This is a genomic window from Murinocardiopsis flavida, from assembly GCF_003014485.1.
Taxonomy (GTDB): Bacteria; Actinomycetota; Actinomycetes; order Streptosporangiales; family Streptosporangiaceae; genus Murinocardiopsis; species Murinocardiopsis flavida.
Genome location: NZ_PYGA01000003.1, coordinates 280,585 through 295,570, shown reverse-complemented (window position 1 = coordinate 295,570; position 14,986 = coordinate 280,585). Strand labels below are relative to the sequence as shown.

Annotated in this window: 17 protein-coding genes; 8 read left to right on the top strand and 9 right to left on the bottom strand. The window is 74.6% G+C overall.

What is annotated here, in order from left to right:
* Window positions 1-154 precede the first annotated feature (154 nt).
* A complete protein-coding gene (gene bldC, locus CLV63_RS06505; protein ID WP_106581964.1) occupies window positions 155-358 on the top strand; it encodes a developmental transcriptional regulator BldC in 204 nt (67 codons plus the stop codon).
* 465 nt (window positions 359-823) lie between these two features.
* Here the strand turns inward: bldC and CLV63_RS06500 are convergent, their stop codons facing one another.
* From CLV63_RS06500 to CLV63_RS06470, 7 genes are all read right to left on the bottom strand, one after another.
* Window positions 824-1,615 carry an ABC transporter ATP-binding protein gene (locus tag CLV63_RS06500; protein WP_106581963.1) on the bottom strand — a complete coding sequence of 264 codons (792 nt, stop codon included), beginning with the start codon at window positions 1,613-1,615 and terminating at the stop codon, window positions 824-826.
* A complete protein-coding gene (locus CLV63_RS06495) occupies window positions 1,612-2,436 on the bottom strand; it encodes an ABC transporter ATP-binding protein (protein ID WP_106581962.1) in 825 nt (274 codons plus the stop codon). The genes CLV63_RS06500 and CLV63_RS06495 overlap by 4 nt, the downstream gene beginning before the upstream one ends.
* Entirely contained in the window at window positions 2,433-3,350 is a 918-nt protein-coding gene (locus CLV63_RS06490) for an ABC transporter permease (RefSeq protein WP_106581961.1), read from the bottom strand. The genes CLV63_RS06495 and CLV63_RS06490 overlap by 4 nt, the downstream gene beginning before the upstream one ends.
* 109 nt (window positions 3,351-3,459) lie before the next feature.
* The gene (locus CLV63_RS06485; RefSeq protein ID WP_245928612.1) at window positions 3,460-4,287 is read right to left on the bottom strand and encodes a pentapeptide repeat-containing protein; all 828 of its coding nucleotides are present in this window, start codon (window positions 4,285-4,287) and stop codon (window positions 3,460-3,462) included.
* Between the two features lie 128 nt (window positions 4,288-4,415).
* Window positions 4,416-5,393: an ABC transporter permease gene (locus CLV63_RS06480; protein ID WP_245928611.1), complete on the bottom strand. Its 978-nt coding sequence runs from the start codon at window positions 5,391-5,393 to the stop codon at window positions 4,416-4,418.
* A gap of 24 nt (window positions 5,394-5,417) precedes the next feature.
* Window positions 5,418-7,010, bottom strand: a complete 1,593-nt coding sequence (locus tag CLV63_RS06475) for an ABC transporter substrate-binding protein (RefSeq protein WP_245928610.1) — start codon at window positions 7,008-7,010, stop codon at window positions 5,418-5,420.
* A gap of 95 nt (window positions 7,011-7,105) precedes the next feature.
* Window positions 7,106-7,468 carry a YkvA family protein gene (locus CLV63_RS06470; protein ID WP_106581959.1) on the bottom strand — a complete coding sequence of 121 codons (363 nt, stop codon included), beginning with the start codon at window positions 7,466-7,468 and terminating at the stop codon, window positions 7,106-7,108.
* A gap of 272 nt (window positions 7,469-7,740) precedes the next feature.
* On the opposite strand from CLV63_RS06470, the gene CLV63_RS06465 reads away from it, so the two are divergent.
* From CLV63_RS06465 to CLV63_RS06455, 3 genes are all read left to right on the top strand, one after another.
* Window positions 7,741-8,607, top strand: coding sequence for an N-acetylmuramoyl-L-alanine amidase (locus CLV63_RS06465; RefSeq protein WP_245928609.1), 867 nt, complete (start codon window positions 7,741-7,743; stop codon window positions 8,605-8,607).
* Between the two features lie 75 nt (window positions 8,608-8,682).
* The gene (locus CLV63_RS06460) at window positions 8,683-8,958 is read left to right on the top strand and encodes a hypothetical protein (protein WP_106581957.1); all 276 of its coding nucleotides are present in this window, start codon (window positions 8,683-8,685) and stop codon (window positions 8,956-8,958) included.
* A gap of 59 nt (window positions 8,959-9,017) precedes the next feature.
* Complete coding sequence (locus CLV63_RS06455) at window positions 9,018-9,695, top strand: DivIVA domain-containing protein (protein ID WP_106581956.1); 678 nt, start codon at window positions 9,018-9,020, stop codon at window positions 9,693-9,695.
* A gap of 13 nt (window positions 9,696-9,708) precedes the next feature.
* Here the strand turns inward: CLV63_RS06455 and CLV63_RS06450 are convergent, their stop codons facing one another.
* Both CLV63_RS06450 and CLV63_RS06445 read right to left on the bottom strand, forming a co-directional pair.
* Window positions 9,709-10,737, bottom strand: a complete 1,029-nt coding sequence (locus CLV63_RS06450) for a DUF418 domain-containing protein (protein ID WP_211301184.1) — start codon at window positions 10,735-10,737, stop codon at window positions 9,709-9,711.
* 170 nt (window positions 10,738-10,907) lie between these two features.
* On the bottom strand, window positions 10,908-11,567 hold the full coding sequence (locus CLV63_RS06445; RefSeq protein WP_106581954.1) for a TetR/AcrR family transcriptional regulator: 660 nt from the start codon (window positions 11,565-11,567) through the stop codon (window positions 10,908-10,910).
* 21 nt (window positions 11,568-11,588) lie between these two features.
* Here CLV63_RS06445 and CLV63_RS34970 point away from each other — a divergent pair, with 21 nt between their 5' ends.
* From CLV63_RS34970 to CLV63_RS06425, 4 genes are all read left to right on the top strand, one after another.
* The gene (locus CLV63_RS34970) at window positions 11,589-12,062 is read left to right on the top strand and encodes a DUF6504 family protein (protein WP_281260701.1); all 474 of its coding nucleotides are present in this window, start codon (window positions 11,589-11,591) and stop codon (window positions 12,060-12,062) included.
* Between the two features lie 258 nt (window positions 12,063-12,320).
* Window positions 12,321-12,968 carry an ABC transporter permease gene (locus CLV63_RS06435; protein ID WP_106581952.1) on the top strand — a complete coding sequence of 216 codons (648 nt, stop codon included), beginning with the start codon at window positions 12,321-12,323 and terminating at the stop codon, window positions 12,966-12,968.
* The gene (locus CLV63_RS06430) at window positions 12,961-14,166 is read left to right on the top strand and encodes an ABC transporter ATP-binding protein (protein WP_245928608.1); all 1,206 of its coding nucleotides are present in this window, start codon (window positions 12,961-12,963) and stop codon (window positions 14,164-14,166) included. Before CLV63_RS06435 ends, CLV63_RS06430 begins: the two co-directional genes overlap by 8 nt.
* A 3-nt stretch (window positions 14,167-14,169) precedes the next feature.
* Window positions 14,170-14,964, top strand: coding sequence for an ABC transporter permease (locus CLV63_RS06425; RefSeq protein ID WP_106581950.1), 795 nt, complete (start codon window positions 14,170-14,172; stop codon window positions 14,962-14,964).
* The last annotated feature ends 22 nt before the right edge of the window (window positions 14,965-14,986 follow it).

The following is a 14,986-nucleotide window of genomic DNA, read 5'->3' as shown; positions in this document are numbered from 1 at the left end:
GGACCTCCTACGCAACAAAGTGGCTTTGAGTGGTCGCACAATCACCTCGGGTGATGCCAATATAGACCTACGAGGGCAATATTGGACATCCGGGAGAAGTCCCAGGATAAGGCTTACGGATCGGCACACAGATCCAGGAGGAGAGGCCGTACACATGTCAACTCGCACGCCCGAGGCGGAGCCACTGTTGACCCCTGCCGAGGTTGCCACCATGTTCCGCGTGGACCCCAAGACCGTCACTCGCTGGGCGAAAGCGGGCAAACTGACCTCGATCCGGACTCTCGGCGGCCACCGCCGCTACCGCGAGACGGAAGTCCGCGCGCTACTGGCAGGGATCCCCGCCCAGCGTTCGGAGTAGCCTCCCCGGCCGGTGCTTTTCTCCGGGGGGATCGAGCGGGGCGACCCGCCGTCAAATAGCACGAGGGCGGGTCGACGGCGACCCGCCCTCGGGGCGTTCACGGCCCGGTGCGGTGCCCTCACCCCTCCGCCGGCGCGATCTCGAGCGTCGCGCCGTGCTGCACGGCGCGGAGCGTGCACAGGAATCCGGGCCCCGGCGTCCGGAAGCGAGGCCGCCCGGGGGCAAGAGCGCCCCACGTAGAGGCCGCCCGGAGGCAAGAGCACCCTTGACCCGAGGGAACGGTGCCTAGGCTGCCGGTTAGCCTTGCCCAGGTCCGCTGGGAAAAGGACGCTCTCGCCCGTCACCTCCGGCATGACGTCAGGGCCACGACCCTCCCCTCTCTGCATCTCTGCACCAGGCCAAGGCCGCGCGGCGGGGGCACCTCCTCCGACGCGGCGGCGGGGCCGCCGGTTGCCGGAGCGGGGTTCAGGGTGTGGCCCGCCGCAGCCGGTCGAGGTGCGGGCCCACGGCCCCCGCGGTGTCGGCGGCGACGTCCTCCACAATGCGCCCCTCGTCCATGACCACGATCCGGCGGGCGAGGCGGTGGGCGACCCGGAGGTCGTGGGTCACCACGACAAGGGCGCGGCCCTCCCCCGTCGCCGCCTCCAGGGCGTCCAGGACCCGCCGCGCGGCGAGGGTGTCCAAGCCGCTGGTGGCCTCGTCGGCGAGCAGCACCGCCGGGCGCACCGCCAGCGCCCTGGCGATCGCGACCCGCTGGCGCTCCCCGCCGGAGAGGGTCACCGGCCGCCGCGGCGCCAGCCCCGGGTCCAGGCCGACGCGCTCGAACAGCTCGGCCACCGCCGCGGCGACGGCGGCCCCGCCGCTCCGGGCGCCGCGGAACCCGCGCGGGGCCCCGGGGAGCGCCTCGGCGACCACCTCGCCGGCGGTGAAGCGCGGATCGAACGAGCTGAGGGCGTCCTGCGGGACCCACCCCACACGGCGCCGCAGCTCCCGGCGCCGCCGTTCGGGTGCCGCCCACACGTCGGTGCCGTCGAGCAGGACGGTCCCCCGGTCCGGGCGGTCGAGCGCGGCGAGCACGCCGACGAGGGTCGACTTGCCCGCGCCGCTGCGCCCCACGACGGCGACGGCCTCCCCCGCGCCGATGGCGAGGCCGACCCCTCGCAGCGCCGCTGTGCGCCGCCGCCCGGCGCCCAGGGTGCGTTCCACCCCGCTGCACGACAGCAGCGGCGCGCCGTTCCGCGTGCGGCCCGCGCTCATGCCCCGGCCCCCTCGTCGCCGCCGACCAGGGCGCGGGTGAACGGGTGGGCCGGCGCGGCGAGCAGCGCGGCGGCGCGGCCGTGCTCGACGATCCGGCCGCCGTCGAGCACGGCGATGCGGTCGGCCCAGCGTCCCGCCACGTCCAGGTCGTGGGTGACGAGCAGCAGCGCGCACCCGGCGGCGACCGTTTGCCCGCGCAGCAGGTCGAGGACCTCGGCGCGGGTCACCGCGTCGAGCGCCGAGGTGATCTCGTCGGCGATCAGCAGGCGCGGCGCGAGCACCGTCGCCAGCGCGATGGCGACGCGCTGCGCCTGCCCGCCCGACAGTTCGAACGGGTAGGCCGTCCACAGCCCTGTGGACGGAACCAGGCCGACACGGGCCAGCGCCGCGGCACCGGCGGCCCTGCGCTCGGACCGCGGCACACCGTGCGCCGCCAAGGTCTCGGTGAAGTGGCCGCCGACCCGCACCGTCGGGTTCAGCCCGGCCTGCGCCTCCTGGAAGACGGCGCCGACACGGGCGCCCCGCACCGCGCGCAGCCGCCGCCGCGAGAGCGCCAGCAGGTCCACCGGGGCGCCGTCGCCGGTGTCGAGGAGGGCGCTGCCGCGCGCCAGCACCCCGCGCGGCGCCAAGCCGATCAGGCTGCGCGCGGTCAGGGTCTTGCCGCTGCCGCTGCGCCCGACCAGGGCCGTGACCTCGCCAGGGTGGAGGTCGAGGTCGAGTCCGTCGACGATACGCCGGACGGCTCCGCCGCCCGTGGCGGCCTCGACCACCAGGCCGCCGACCCGCAGCAGTGGCGCCCCCGGCGCCGCGCGGCGGCTCACCACGTCCGGCCGGCCGCGGCCGCGTGCCGGTCGAACGCGGTGGCGAGCACGTTGACGGCGATGATGGCCGCGACGATCGCCGCGGCGGGGACCGCGACGGCGTACCACTGCCCGCTCAGCATCTGCGAGCGGGCGTCGGCGAGCAGCCCGCCCCAACTCGGCCGGTTCGCCGGGACCCCGATGCCGAGGAAGCTCAGCGTCGACTCGGTGAGGACCGCGTGGCCGACCTCGAACGCCGCGATCGCGGCGATGGGCGGCAGCGCGCCCGGCAAGAGGTGCCGGGTGAGGACCCGGGTACGGGAGAGCCCCAGTCCGCGGGCCGCGCGCACGAACGGGCGCTCGCGCAGCGCCCCGACCTCCGCCCTGGCGATGAGGGCGACGGGCATCCACGCCGTTGCGGCGATCGCGGCGACCACCGTGCCGAAGGACGACCCCGCCACGGCGGCGATCGCCATGGCGACCAGCACGAGCGGGAGGGCGAGGAGGGCGTCGGCCGTGCGGGTGATGAGGGCGTCGACGGGACGCGGCGCGACGGCGGCCAGCCCGCCGAGGAGGGTCCCCAGCACGACCGTCGCCGCGCCCGCGACGACCCCGACCAGCAGCGAGGACCGCGCACCGAAGAGCATCCGCGCCGCGAGGTCGCGGCCCAGCGCGTCGGTGCCGAGCGGGTGCCCCGGCGTCCCCGGCGGCAGGGACACCGCACTGGTGTCGGTCGCAACGGGGTCGTGCGCCGTGAGCCACGGCGCGAGCAGCGCGGCCGCCGCCATGAGCGCGAGCGCCGCGCATGCCGCCGCGATGGCGGCACCGCCCGCGCGCCCTGCCGCGGGCAGGCGCACCGCGAGCAGCCCGCGGGGGCCGCCGCGCACCGTTGCGGCGGCGGTGCCCCGTTGGCGCGGCGGTTCGCGTCCGACCATCGGCGCCGGCGACCTCCTCTGTTCGGCACACCGGCCCGCGGCCACCGGTACGGCGAGCGCCACTCTACGCGTGGGCCGGGCGCCGCCTCGTGCACGGGACCGCGCCGCGCTACCAGTGCGCGGGGCGGGCGAGCGCGGGCGGCAGCCGCGTCGCGGCGTCGCCCTTCGCGGCGTTGACCTGGGACTGGGTGAGGAACATGCTCGCGGTGAGGTCGGCGCCGCTCAGATCGGCGTCGCGGAGGTCGGCACCGATCAGGTCGGCCGACCTGAGGTCGGCACCCGTCAGGTCGGCGGCGATGAGCAGCGCGCCGCGCAGGTTCGCGCCGCGCAGATCGGCCCTGCGCAGGCGGGCGCCGAGCAGGTCGGCGCCCCGGTGGTCGCGTTTGCGGCCCGGCACCCCGGCGCGGGCGAGTTCGCTGCTGCGCAGCAGCAGGACGTTGACGTCCGCCCGCTCCGCGGCGACGGCCGCATCGGCGACGTCGTCGGCGCTCCCCCTGGCGATGCCGTCGATGCGGGCGAAGGCGCTGCGGAGCTCCCCGTGGACAGGGCGCGCCTGCGGCAGCTCCAGCGCCTCGGCGAGGTAGTAGAGGAGCTCGTGGAGCTGCCGCATGAGCGGGAACACCGCGAACATCCGCCCTGCGGTGCCGGGGGCGCCGCGCCAGTCCGTCCCGTGGAAGGTGACCTGCGAGACGCGCTGCCCGGCGCCGAAGCAGTCGAACACCGCGCAGCCGCGGAACCCCTCCTCGCGCAGCCGCGCGTGGATGCCGCAGCCGAAGCCGTCGGTGAGGTTCCCGCACGGCCGCCCGGTGTCCTTGTCGACGGCGAAGTCCGCCGAGGCGGCGAAGGGCAGCGCGACGCAGCACAGCCCGAAGCAGCTGCCGCAGTCGGCCCGCAGCTCGGGGGCTCCGGGGGCGGGAACAGGGTGGTCGTGGGACAACGTCGGTGCTCTCCTGCTTTCCACTGGACCGGTGGACCACCCCATTCTCCTCACGGCCGCACCCGCCGGGACCGGCACCCCGGCGCGGGCGCGCACGCTCCCGGCCCTCGGGACCCGAAGCCGCCCTGCTAGCCCTTGCCGCCGAGGTGGATGCGGGGGTCGAGGCGGGCGGTGGCGACCTCTCCCGCGAACGTCGCCAGCACGATGAGGCCCCCGGTGACCATCACCACCGCGACCAGGACCGGCAGGTCGTGCCCGCGTGCGGCGTCGAGCGCGAGCCGGCCCATCCCCGGCCAGGCGAACACCAGCTCCACCGTGTAGGCCCCGGCGATGAGGTGCGCCGCTCCGGCCCCGAAGCGGGCGGCGAACGGCACGAGGCCGGGGCGCAGGATGTGCCGGGTCCGCACCCGCCACGCGGGGAGCCCGCGCGCCTCGGCCGCCGCGACGTGCACCGAGTCGCGCACCCGCGCGACCCCGGTCTGCACGAGGCGCACGTACACGCCGAAGTGGTGGCCGAACGCGAGGGCCGCCGCCGGGAGGACGAGGGCGCGCAGGACGTCCCCCGGCGCGGGGTCCGCGCCCGGCCGGCCGAGCCCGCCGGAGGGCAGCCAGCCGAGCCAGACGGAGAACACGAAGAGCAGCGCCAGCGCCCCGACGAACCCGGGGAGCCCGCCGAGGGCGAACATCGCGAGCTCGATGCAGCGGCGCAGCGCGGTACTGCGGGTGAGCCCTGCGGTCAGCCCCAAGGCGATGGCGCCGCCGCAGGCCAGGACCAGTGCGGCGCCGGTCAGCAGCAGGGTCCACGGCAGGGCCGCGGCGATCTCATCGGCGACGGGGCGCCCGCTCGCGTACGACAGGCCGAGGTCGCCCCGCACCAGCCCGCCGACCCAGGACGCGTAGCGGGCGGGCAGCGGCGCGTCGACGCCCATCGCCGCCCGCTGTTCGCGCACCGCGGCCTCCGGCACCGGCCGCCCGCCGGAGCGGGCCTCCAGCACCGCTCTGGCCGGGTCGCCCGGCGCGAGTTCGAGCAGCACGAAGCTGCCGACGGACAGGGCCGCGACGACGAGCAGCGCCGCACCGGCGCGGCGCAGGGCGAAGATCGCCACGTCGAACTCCTCACCTGCGGCCGGTCAGTCGGCGCGGGTCCAGTCGTGGACGTTCCAGAAGAAGCCGTAGCCGTGGTGCGCGAGTGTGCGTTCGCGCGGCCCTTCGAGGTCGGCCGGGACCGCGTTGACCGCGTCGAGGTAGGACACCCAGACGTAGGGCGGGTCGTCCACCAGCTCCCGCTGGAGGTCGGCGTAGGCGTCCCGCCGCTCCTCGGTGCCGCCGGTGCGGCGGCCGCGGTCGAGGGCGCCGTCGACCTTCTTGTTCGCGTAGCTCCCGTAGTTCGACCCGCCCTTGCCGAGCGCCTCGGTGGAGTGGAACGGCCCGTACAGGGAGCCATCGGGGTCGTAGGGGGTCCCCCATCCGATGAGGAACGCCTGGACCTCCGCCCAGTCGACGGAGTCGCGCGGGGTGGGCTCCGCCGTCACGTCGAAGCCCTGCTCGCGGAGCTGGGTGGCGAGCACCTCGATCATCGCCGCCCGCAGGCCGTCCTCGGCGAAGGTGGTGAGCTCGAACTCGACGGGGCCGTCGTCGCCCGTCCAGATCCCGTCGCCGTTCCGCCGGTACCCCGCGTCCGCCATGATCGACTCGACCCGGTCGGGGTCGAAGCCGTACCCGTCGCCGCCGGTGTGGAAGGCGCTGCGGTCGAGCGGCCCGGACGCGGGCGCGCCGTAGCCGTGCAGCACCGTCGTGACGACGGCCTCGCGGTCGACGGCGTGGTTCATGGCCCGGCGCGGCGCCGGGTCGTCGAACATCCCGTCGGCCATGTTGAACAGGATGCCGCGGTAGTCGGCGGTCGGGTAGACCGCCAGCCGGGTGCCGTCGTCCCCGGCGGCCTGGGCGGCCTGGGCGGCCTGGCGGGGTTCGAGGGAGGCGGCGTCGACCTCGCCGTTGCGCAGCCGGATGAGGCGGGTCGCGGCGTCGGGGACGTAGGCGACGACCACCTCGTCGAGACCGGGCGGGCCCTCGTGGTAGTCGGCGAAGGCGCGGAGCTCGGCGTACTCCCGGTGCTCCCAGCGCTCCAGACGGAACGGCCCGGTGCCCACGGGGGCGCGGCCGAACTCCGGGTCGTCGATCCCCTTGTCCGCCAGCAGGTGCTCGGGGAGGATCCCGTTGGACAGGCTGTCGAGCAGTGCGGGAGCGGGTTCGGCGAGCTCGATCACCACGGTGCGGTCGTCGGGCGCCGTGACCTTCTCGACGCCGGCGAACTTGTGGCTGGTGGGCAGTCCGCCGTCGCGGACCTCCCGCACGGTGAACACGACGTCGTCGGCGCCGAACTCCGCCCCGTCGTGCCAGGTGACGTCGTCGCGCAGGGTGAAGTTGTAGGTCCGGCCGCCGTCGCCGACGTCCCAGCTCTCGGCGAGCGACGGCACGATCCTGTTGTCGGCGTCGTGCGCGGTCAGGCCGCGGAACACCATTTCGGTCACGGGGTCGAGGTGCTCGTCGACGAGCACGGGGTTGAGCTGCTCGGGTTCGTCGCCGAGCGCGTAGGTGAGCGAGGCGCCGGCCCCGTCGTCCGATGCGCCGCCGGTGCAGCCGGCCGCGGCGGCGAGCACGGCGGCACCGGCGGCAGCGGCGGCCCATGGGCGGATCCGGCTGCTGCGGCGTTGTTCGCTCAACGGGTCTCCCGGGGGTCGGAGGGCGGCGCCGCCCGCCGTCCGACCTTACGCACCGGACCCGGGGGAGTGCCTCCCCCGGGTCCGGTGTGCGGCGCTCAGCCGACCACGTTGCCCTTGACGTATTGGGGGCCGTGCTGCTCCCAGGCGAGGAAGCGCTCGGTCTCGCCCATGAGCCCCCCGGCCAGCCACACGGCGACCACGATGTCGTCGCCGAACCCGAGGAACGGAACGAACAGCTCCGGTACGAGGTCGATGGGCGACGCGATGTAGAGGACAGCGACCAGGTACATCAGCAGCCGCGACGTGGTCAGTTCCGGGTAGTGCCCCCGGAACCGCGAACCCAGCATCCGCGGGAGGGCCCCGGCGCGCGCCGCGAGCGAGGGGCGCCCGGGCTTGGTGCTGTCGTGCACGACGTTCCAGGCAGCGGCGCCGGCCGCGGCGCGGTTGGTCTTGCGCATGGTCTCACCTCGAAAGGAGTTCTCGTGGAACGGCGGCCGGTCCCGCCGTCTTGAGATATGACGCGTTTCCTGCCTGATTCGTTCCCCGGATCCGCCGCCGCACACCGCGACCCGTTCCGGGCGAGGCAACGGGGACCGCCGCACTGCGGTGCCGCGCCGCCCCGTGGCGTAGGTTGTGGTGACCCCGCCCCCGACGAGCCGAGGACGTCGACCCGCCCATGTTCTTTGGCAGTGCAGGCGAAGGCAGTGCAGGCACAGACGCACGCGGTCCGGTGCCGCGCACGGCGGCGGTCCTCGCGGCGGCGGCGGCCCTCGCCCTGTGCGCGGCCTGCGCCGGCGCCGGCGCCGAGGGCGGCCCCGCGCCGCCGTCGCCCGCACCGGGCGCCGACCCCGACGACAACCGGGGCGCCTCCCGGCCCGGCCCCAGCCCGCAGGGCGGCGGCGCGCCCGGCAGCGGCGGCACGAAGAGCGAGGGCCCCCTCGCGGGGACGACCGTCGCCATCGACCCGGGCCACAACGGCGGCAACGCCGACGCCGCCGAGGAGATCGCCGAGCCCGTTCCCGCCGGACCCGCCGAGAAGGAGTGCGACACGGTCGGCGCGAGCACCAATGACGGATACCCGGAACACCGCTTCACCTGGGACTTCGCAAAGAAGCTCGGAAAGCGGCTGGAAGCCGAGGGGGTGAAGGTCGTCTACACCCGCACGGACGACAAGGGCGTCGGCCCGTGCATCGACGAACGGGCCGAGATCGGCAACCGCGCCGAGGCCGACGCCGCCATCTCCATCCACGCCGACGGCTCATCCGCCGACGGCAGCGGCTTCCACGTCATCGCCCCGGGCCGCATCGACGGCCACACCGAGGACATCGTGAAGCCGTCGCGGACCCTCGCCGAGGACGTCCGCGACCAGTTCCACGAGCTGTCCGGCCAGCCCTACTCCGACTACCTCGGCGAGGACGGCATCGACGTCCGCACCGACCTCGGCGGGCTCAACCTGTCGACCGTCCCCAAGGTGTTCCTCGAAGTCGGCAACATGCGCAACGCCGAGGACGCCGCGAAACTCACCGACCCCGAGTGGCGCGTCCGCGCCGCCGACGCCACCGCGGCCGGCGTCATCCGCTACCTCGTAGGCGACTGATCCGACCGCTTCGGGCCCCATATGGGCCCCCGCGGTCCTTTCGCACGGTATGCGCCCAGTGCCAGACTCCCGCCTATGGCACCTCCCCTGAACGACTTCTTCCCCGAGGAGAACGCCCCGGCGGCCTTCGACGTCGTCCTGCGCGGCTACGACCGCGAACAGGTCGACATCCTGATGGCGGACATCCAGGCCGCGCGCGACCCCGCGCCGGACGAGGCCCCCGCCGCGCCCGCCGTCACCGCCGAGGAGGCCCTCCGGCGGCTGGCGGCGCTCGACGTCGTCATGCGCGGCTACGACCGGCGCCAGGTGGCGCAGCTCGTCGAGCGGTTCGCCGCCGGGCGCCCGCACTGAAGGTCCCCCAACGGCGCGTGGAGTGCGGCGTTCGGTCCCGTTCCAGGCACAATGGGCACATGCCACTGACGCCCGAGGACATCCGCGCCACGCGGTTCCGCTCGGCCCGCATGCGCCGCGGCTACAACCAGGAGGACGTCGACCTCCTCCTCGAACGCGTCGAGGCGACCCTGCGCGCCCTCGACCGCGGAGAGGACCCGGGTCGGCGGGGCGTCACCGCCGCCGCCATCGAGAGCTCCTCGTTCCGGTCGACGTTCATGACGACGGGCTACGACGAAGGCCAGGTGGACGACCTCCTCGACGAGATCGCCGCCGAGCTGCGCGCCCGCGAGTCCGGTGAGCGGGGCGCAGCCGATCCCGCGCACGGCGACGGCCCGGACCCGGCGCGCGGCGACCGGCCCCGCACCGCGACCACCACCAGCGGCGCCGACGAGGCCCGGCCGACCGGTATGACACCCGCCGACGTGCGCAACAGGTACTTCGACACGACACGGATGCACACCGGGTACGACGAGGAGGAGGTCGACTCCTTCCTCGACCACGTCGAGGCCACCCTGGTGACGCTGCGGGACGGCAAGGACGCGCCCGGCGCGACCGAAAGCGGCATGCTGACGGCGGCGCGGGTCCGCGCCGAGCGGTTCACCACGACCCGGCTGCGCCCCGGCTACGCGCCCGACCAGGTCGACGCGTTCCTCGACGAGGTCGCGGCGGAACTGGAGCGGCACGGGCTGAACTGAACGCGCGGCGCGCTCACCCGCGCTCCGGCGGGGTACCCCACCAGGTGACCCTGCGCAGGACCCATTCCAGCGGCCCGTAGCGGTTGGACCCCAGCCACCAGGCGCTGTACAGCGCCTGCACCGCGAGGATCCCGGCGCAGAGCAGCGCCATGAGCAGGTAGTCGTGCGAACCGGCCAGCCCGACCAGTGGGACGGCGACCAGCAGCAGCAGGGTCGCCGCGATGTAGTTGGTGAGGGCCATGCGGCCCAAGGGCTCCAGGACCGCCGAGAGCGCACCGCCGAGCACCGGCACCTTCAGCAGCAGGATCAGCAGCCCGCTCAGCGCGATCGCCAGGAGCAGGCCCGCTGCCGGCTGGATGTCGTAGAACACGGGGGCCATCGGATCGCGGCCGTAGCGGGCCAGCAGCACGGCCGCCCCCGCGCCGCCCGCGACCAGCCCGACCCACGCCGGCCACGCCTTTTCGGCCAGTTCGCGCACGACGCCGTAGCGGACCACCGCCATGCCGAGCAGGAACAGGCCGGGGATCAGCCCGACCCCGCCGTGGACGGCCGTCACCCCCAGCACGGTCCCGACGACGCCGGCCCCCAGGACCAGCCATCGGGGGATGAACGACGCGGGGAGGAGGACGACGATGCCGACGATCGCGTACGGCAGCAGCGCCTCGCCCGGCTGGAGCAGCTGGTGCGCCGCGCCGAGGAGGCCCAGGGCGACCAGCCTGCGCAGCAGCACCAGGCGGGGGCGCGCGGAGCGCCCCTCGGCGTTCGCCAGGATGACGGCGAACCCGATTCCGAACAGGAAGCTGAAGATCGGAAAGAAGCGGCCCTGGACGGCGAGGTCGACGACGGTCCGCCCGATCGCGCGCTGCCCGGCGTCGTCCCGGTACGCCATGGCCGCCATCGCCGGGGCGTTGGCGAAGATGATCCCGCACAGGGCGAACCCGCGCAGCGCGTCGAGGGCGCGCACCCGGCCGGTGCCCGCGCGCTCCCCGCCGGACCCGTCCGGCTCAGCAGCGCCGCCCGCGTCCTCCGTATGCGCTCGCACACCGCCCTGACCTGCCACGTCTCCCCCGATCCCCGGATCCCCCATCAATCGACCATAACGGGACCGGGGGCCGTGCTCCGCGACGGCGCGGCGTCCGCGGGAATGTTCTGCACGTGCGTCGGGGACCGCGGGAATGTTCTGCACGTGCGTCGGGGACCGCGCACGCGGATCTACCGCCCGGCGTCCGGAACCGCGCCGCCCCCGCCGGGCTGCTGCGGGCGCAGCGCGGCGAGCAGCAGGTCGGCGTAGTAGCGGCCGACGTCGTCCCCGCTCAGCTCGCCGTCGGCGCGGAACCACATGCCGAGGTGGTGGACCGCGCCGAAGAACTGGTTCACGACGATGTCGGCGGGGATGTCGGAGCGCAGGCGCCCGCTGCTCCGGCCCTCCTCGACCATGGCGCGGAACCGCTCGTGGTAGGCGCGCCGCTCCTTCCGGACCATGGCCTGCCGGTCGGCGGAGAGCATGTGCAGGGAGCGGAAGAAGATCAGGGCGTCGTCGAGGTGCTCGACGGTGGTGCGGACGACGTCGGCCGCCGCGCCGTGCAGCCGCTCCTCCAGCGGGGCGCCGGAGTCGGCGTAGGCGGCGAGCCGGTCCATCTGCTTGGCGAGGACTCGCTGGTAGATCGCGAACAGCAGGTCGTCCTTCGAGCTGAAGTAGTGGTACATCGCACCCTTGGTGACGCCGGCGGCGCCGACCAGGTCCTGGACCGATGTGCGCTCGAAGCCCCGCTCGGCGAAGAGCCGGGTGGCAGCGGCGAGCAGGCGCTCGGGCACGGGGGCCGAGAGCACGGGGGCGCCCGGGACGTGCTCGCCCCGATCCGGTTCGGCCATGGCCCGCGCTCCTCACCTGCGATGCGGCGGGTCCTCTCCCGTGGACCGGCCGTCCCGCGCAGGATAGTGCACCCGTCGCGGCCGGCCCGTCGGCTCCGGCGCGCCGCGCGCGCCCGCCGGCGCCGGGACCCTAGGGTGGTGCCGCGTTCCGGCGGGGACGAGGGGCGCATCCGCATCGGAGCGCACGGTCGGCGCGGTCGCTGGATAATCGAACACGAGTTCGATTACACTGTTCGTGTGAGCCTCTTCAACGAACGGATCGACGTCCGATCGACCACCGGCGGGCACCCCGCACTCTTCGCCTGGCGCGGGCACATGTACCGGGTCCGCCGGGTCATCGGCACCTGGCACGACCCCGGCGCCCGCACCGCACGCGACACCCCTGTCACCCTCGTCCGGGTGGCCGCGGAGTCCGACCACGGCGAGAGCAACATCGCCGACATCACGCTCGACTCCGCCACCGAGAAGTGGACCCTGCGCCGCGTGTGGACCTGACCCCCGTCCCGTGATCCGCGGCCCGCCGCAGCGCACCGCGGTATCACGGGACGGTCACCATTTGGCCGATTCCCGCCCACAAGCCGCGCCGGGCCCCCTGTCCGACCCGTCCGGGCATGTCATGCTGACGCGCATGGAACCGTGCACAGCGCGTCCGGACCCCGCAGGCCCCGCCGCACCCCGTGGCGGCGCCGCGCACCGCGCGCCGCACGGCAGGCGCCCCGCCGCGCTGCCCGCCCTTGCCGTGGGGGCCCTCCGGTGAACTTCTTCGGCTACCTGGCGGGCAACTACACCGAGGTGCTGGGCCTCACCGGGCAGCACGTGCTCCTCGTCCTCACGGGCCTGGCCCTGGCGACCCTCATCGGCGTCCCCCTGGCGGTCCTCACCTACCGCACGGCGGCACCGCGCACCGCGGTCGTCGCTGCGGCGGGAATCCTGCTGACCATCCCGTCCTACGCCCTGTTCGGCCTGCTCATCACGCCGCTGGGATTGGGCACCGCGCCTTCGGTCACGGCGCTCACCATGTACGCCCTGCTGCCCGTCATCCGCAACACCATCGTGGGGCTGCGCGAGGTCGACCCCGCCGTGGTCGAGTCGGCGCGGGGCATGGGGATGAGCCGCCGGCAGGTCATGCGCGAGATCGAGCTGCCAATCGCCTGGCCGGTGATCATCACCGGGCTGCGGGTCGCCACCCAGCTCCTGCTCGGCATCGCCGCCATCGCGGCCGCGGTCAACGGCCCGGGGCTGGGCCGCCTCATCCTCCAGGGGCTCGACAGCGCCGGCACCCCGTTCGCCGTCTACCTCGCACTCGAAGGCATCCTCGGCATCGTCGTCCTCGCGATCGCCCTCGACCTGTGCTTCGCTGCGCTCAACCGCTTCACCACCTCCAGGGGGATCCGTGCCTAGTGCAGCAGCAGCCGACCACCCGATGATCCGCCTGGAGCGGCTGACCAAGCGCTACCCCGGCCAGGACGCCGCCGCCGTCGACGAGCTCACCCTCGACGTCCCCCGCGGCGAGATCGTCTGCCTGGTCGGCCCGTCCGGCTGCGGCAAGACCACCACGATGAAGCTGATCAACCGCCTCATCGAACCCACCTCCGGGCGCATCTACCTCGACGGCGAGGACGTCACCGAGGCAGACCCCGACCAGTTGCGCCGCACCATCGGCTACGCCATCCAGCAGACCGGCCTGTTCCCGCACCGCACCGTCGCCGAGAACATCGCCACCGTCCCCCGCCTGCTCGGCTGGGACAAGGCGCGCACCACGGCACGGGTCGAGGAGCTCCTCGACCTCGTCGGGCTCGACCCCGACACCTACCGCGGCCGCTACCCCAAGCAGCTCTCCGGCGGCCAGCAGCAGCGGATCGGGGTGGCGCGCGCCCTCGCGGGCGACCCCGCGGTGATGCTCATGGACGAACCGTTCGGCGCCATCGACCCGCTCACCCGCGAGGCGTTGCAGAACGAGTTCCTGCGGATCCAGTCCGAGATCAAGAAGACCATCGTCTTCGTCACCCACGACATCGACGAAGCCGTGAAGATGGGCGACCGCATCGCGATCTTCGCGGGCGACGGCCGGGTGGTGCAGTACGACACCCCCGAGAAGGTCCTCAGCGAACCCGTCGACGACTTCGTCGCCGACTTCATCGGCTCCGGCGCCTTCGTCAAGCGCCTCACCCTGACCCGGATCGGCGACATCGACCCGGCGGCCGACTGGCCGGTCGTCACCGCCTCCGACGACGCCGAGGCCCGCCTCTCCGTCCTGGCGGCGGCCGAGTCCGGCTTCGCCGTGGTGCTCGACGCCGAGCGGCGCCCCACCGGGTGGCTGGCCGCCTCACTGAACCGCGGTGACGACCGCCTCCTCGGCACCGGCCTGCCCCTGCTGGGCCCCGCGGGGCCGGACCACACCCTCTTCGACGCACTGAACGGCATGCTCGCCAACAGCACCGACGTCGCCGTTGTCGTCGACGACGACGGGCGCTACCGCGGCACCCTCACCCTGGCCGCCATCCAGACCCTGATCCACGCCGCGCCCGCGCGCACCGGCGCCGCCGGGCCGGGCGGCGGCACGGCCGGGCGCACCCCGTCCGAGCGGGAGGTGCGCTGAGCGATGGCACTCGTCGCGCCCCTGCCCGAGACCGCCCCGAGCGCCGCCGACACCACGGCGGCGTCCCGCGCGGGGCGGTGGCTGCGCTACGCGGGCACACCCGCCGCGCTGCTGCTGGTCCTCGGCGCGCTCGCCCTCTACGTCGGCGGCCAGGACCTCGACCGCATCGAGGAGCGCAGCCTCAACGCCGAGTACCTGCTCAGCCGCTTCACCCAGCACCTCGCCCTGACCGCCGTCGTGGTGGTGCTGATCCTCGCCGTCGCCATCCCGCTGGGGGTGCTGCTCACCCGCCCGGGCGCGCGGCGCTACGCCGGAGGGGTCCTCGCCGTCGCCAACGTCGGGCAGGCCACCCCCACCCTCGGGCTCATCGTGCTGTTCGCCGTGGCGTTCGTGAGCTGGGGCGTCCACACCATCGCCGTCGTCGCCATCCTCGTCTACGGCATCCTGCCGGTGCTGCGCAACACCATGGTCGGCCTGGACCAGGTCGACCGCGCCGTCATCGAGTCGGCCCGGGGCATGGGGCTCACCCGGCGCCAGGTGCTCTGGGCGGTCGAACTGCCCCTGGCGGTGCCGGTGATGCTGGCCGGCATCCGCACCGCCCTGGTGATCACCGTCGGCACCGTCGCCCTCGCGACCTTCATCGGCGCGGGCGGGCTCGGCGACGTCATCTCCAACGGCATCGCCTCCTACCGCGACCTCGTGCTGCTCTCCGGCAGCGTGCTCGTCGCGGTGCTGGCCCTTGCCGTCGACTGGGTGGCCGGCATCGTCGAGGACGTCCTGCGCCCGCGGGGCGTGTGACATCCGACCGGACCGAAAAGGA

Coding starts and splice junctions, on each gene's coding strand:
- bldC (WP_106581964.1), top strand. CDS start 155: ATGTCAACTCGCACGCCCGAGGCGGAGCCACTGTTGACCCCTGCCGAG.
- CLV63_RS06500 (WP_106581963.1), bottom strand. CDS start 1,615: ATGAGCGCGGGCCGCACGCGGAACGGCGCGCCGCTGCTGTCGTGCAGC.
- CLV63_RS06490 (WP_106581961.1), bottom strand. CDS start 3,350: ATGGTCGGACGCGAACCGCCGCGCCAACGGGGCACCGCCGCCGCAACG.
- CLV63_RS06470 (WP_106581959.1), bottom strand. CDS start 7,468: ATGCGCAAGACCAACCGCGCCGCGGCCGGCGCCGCTGCCTGGAACGTC.
- CLV63_RS06460 (WP_106581957.1), top strand. CDS start 8,683: ATGGCACCTCCCCTGAACGACTTCTTCCCCGAGGAGAACGCCCCGGCG.
- CLV63_RS06455 (WP_106581956.1), top strand. CDS start 9,018: ATGCCACTGACGCCCGAGGACATCCGCGCCACGCGGTTCCGCTCGGCC.
- CLV63_RS06445 (WP_106581954.1), bottom strand. CDS start 11,567: ATGGCCGAACCGGATCGGGGCGAGCACGTCCCGGGCGCCCCCGTGCTC.
- CLV63_RS34970 (WP_281260701.1), top strand. CDS start 11,589: ATGCGGCGGGTCCTCTCCCGTGGACCGGCCGTCCCGCGCAGGATAGTG.
- CLV63_RS06425 (WP_106581950.1), top strand. CDS start 14,170: ATGGCACTCGTCGCGCCCCTGCCCGAGACCGCCCCGAGCGCCGCCGAC.